Consider the following 2,047-nt stretch of genomic DNA (forward strand, 5'->3'; position numbering starts at 1 on the left):
CCGCCGGGTCCGCCGGGGTTTCCCGGGCCGCCGGGACCGGAGTAGGCGTTGAAGGCGGGCCGGCCCTGGGGCGAGGACGCGTAACCGCCGTGCGCCTGGTGCGTCCAGGGGGCCTGACCGCCGGAGTTGGCGTAGTGGCCGGGAACCTGCTGGCCGTGGACCGGAGGCTGGCCCTGGGGCGGGTACCCGCCGTGCCCCGTGCCCGGCTGGGGTCCCGGGGGCTGCGGACCCGGGTTGCCGTGGTGCTGCTCCACGCCGGGCTGCTGGACCACGTGGGGCGGCTGTACCGGGTGCTGGACGTGGGCGGGCGGCACGTACGGGTTGTGCCGCGCGGCCTGCGTGTGGAGGGGCTGGCCGCCGTCCGGGAGCGCGGCGCCCTGCTGCGGTCCGCTGTCCGGGTGCCGCGCGTCCACCTGCTGCGGTCCGCTCGGCGTCTGGTGCGCCGCGGGCCCGCTCTCCCGCACCCCGGTGTCCTGGGGCGGCTGCCCCGGGACCGGGGAACTGCTCGGCGGGGCCCACGAGGTGCTGATCGTGCGCTCCACCTCGGCCTCCTGCGGGTCCTCCTGGCCGGTCAGCCTGGCCAGGAGCTGCTTGGAGGTGGGCCGGTTGGCCGGGTTCTTGTCCAGCGCCGCGTTGACCAGGTCGTACAAATCCGGGTCCAGGCCGTCCAGGCGCGGCGGCGCCGAGGAGATGTTGTGCAGGACGGCGGGCACCGTGGCGGCGTCGAAGGGGGCGGTGCCGGTACCGGCGAAGGCCACCAGGCAGCCCCACGCGAAGATGTCGGCGGCCGCGGTGGCCCGCTCGCCCAGGATCAGCTCCGGGGCCATGTACGAGGGGGTGCCCATGAGCTGGCTGGAGCGGGTGACCGCGTCCGCCGCCTCGTCCAGGGCGCGGGCTATGCCGAAGTCGATGACCTTCGGGCCGACCGGGGAGAGCAGTACGTTCGCGGGTTTGAGGTCGCGGTGGACCACGCCGGAGCCGTGGATGGCGGTGAGCGCCGCGGCCACGCCCATGGCCAGGCCCTCCAGGGTGCCGCCCGTCATCGAGCCGTCCGCGCGGACCGCCTCGTCCAGGTTCGGGCCCGGCACGTACTCGGAGACGATGAAGAGGGGATCGCCCTCCAGGCGGGCGTCGATCACCCCCGCGGTGGAGAAGCGGGCCACACGGCGCGCGGACTCGACCTCGCGGGCGAAGCGCAGCCGGAAGGACTCGTCGTCAGCCAGGTCGGGGTGGATGAGTTTGACTGCGACGGGTCGGTCGGAGGCGTCCCTGGCGAGGTAGACGGTGCCCATACCGCCCCGGCCGAGACGGCTCACGATGCGGTAACCGTCGAGTTCGCGCGGGTCCCCCGCGCGCAGGGGTTTGCCGCTCTGGTGCCCGTTCGACGTCACAGTTGGGGGTCCTCATATGAATCGTGGAGTTCGCGCTCACAGCGTACCGATGCCGTCACGCTGGTGCGTTCTGGACTGACAGCCCCCTCGGCTTCCACGGACGCGGGGCCCGGATCCGGGGGCGGGGTGTTCGAAAGCGGCGCGCGGACGCGCCGTGTCAGTCGTGGGGATGCCCCTCGCGCCGAAACGGTTCCCCGGAGGCACCGGTTTTCGCTAGGATTAGAACACACGTTCGAACACCTGGCCGCGTCTTCCCCACGGATGGGTGTCCCGGTGGCGTGTGCCGGGACTGACAGGAGGCGGATGATGCTGAGGGGAAGTGTCGTGGGACGGTACTACGGGGCGGAGGTGACCGTCGTCGAGGACGAGGGGCGCCCGGCCCGGTTCGTGTGGAACGGCAGGGTGTACGGAGTGCGCAGGATCCTCGAACACTGGGTCACGCTGCGCATGGACTGGACACCGGCGCGTGAGTCCCAGGCGCCCGAGCGCAGGCACTGGCGGGTGGAGGCGGGCACGGCCCAGTCCCAGGGGGTGTACGAACTGCGCCACGACACGGCCACCGGAAGGTGGCTGCTCTCCCGCGTGTGGGGGTAGGGCGCGCTCGGGGGCGGCCCCCGGGCCGGCTCGCCGTGCCCCCACCGGGCCCCGGCTGACGC

At 73.6% G+C, this 2,047-nt stretch carries 2 protein-coding genes; one reads left to right on the top strand and one right to left on the bottom strand.

What is annotated here, in order from left to right; all coding sequences use genetic code 11:
• Positions 1–1,391 (bottom strand): serine/threonine-protein kinase (locus DQW06_RS03180; protein WP_157983331.1); only part of this gene is annotated, 1,391 nt, incomplete at its 3' end.
• A 303-nt stretch (positions 1,392–1,694) separates the two neighbouring features.
• Between DQW06_RS03180 and DQW06_RS03185 the strand changes: the two genes are divergently transcribed.
• On the top strand, positions 1,695–1,985 hold the full coding sequence (locus tag DQW06_RS03185; RefSeq protein WP_013154448.1) for a DUF6504 family protein: 291 nt from the start codon (positions 1,695–1,697) through the stop codon (positions 1,983–1,985).
• The last annotated feature ends 62 nt before the right edge of the window (positions 1,986–2,047 follow it).

The sequence above is a fragment of the Nocardiopsis sp. TNDT3 genome (genome assembly GCF_003427465.1).
GTDB lineage: Bacteria > Actinomycetota > Actinomycetes > Streptosporangiales > Streptosporangiaceae > Nocardiopsis > Nocardiopsis dassonvillei.

Bases quoted from the DNA above. Each gene is read 5' to 3' on its own strand.
- DQW06_RS03185 (WP_013154448.1), top strand. From the start codon at position 1,695: ATGATGCTGAGGGGAAGTGTCGTGGGACGGTACTACGGGGCGGAGGTG.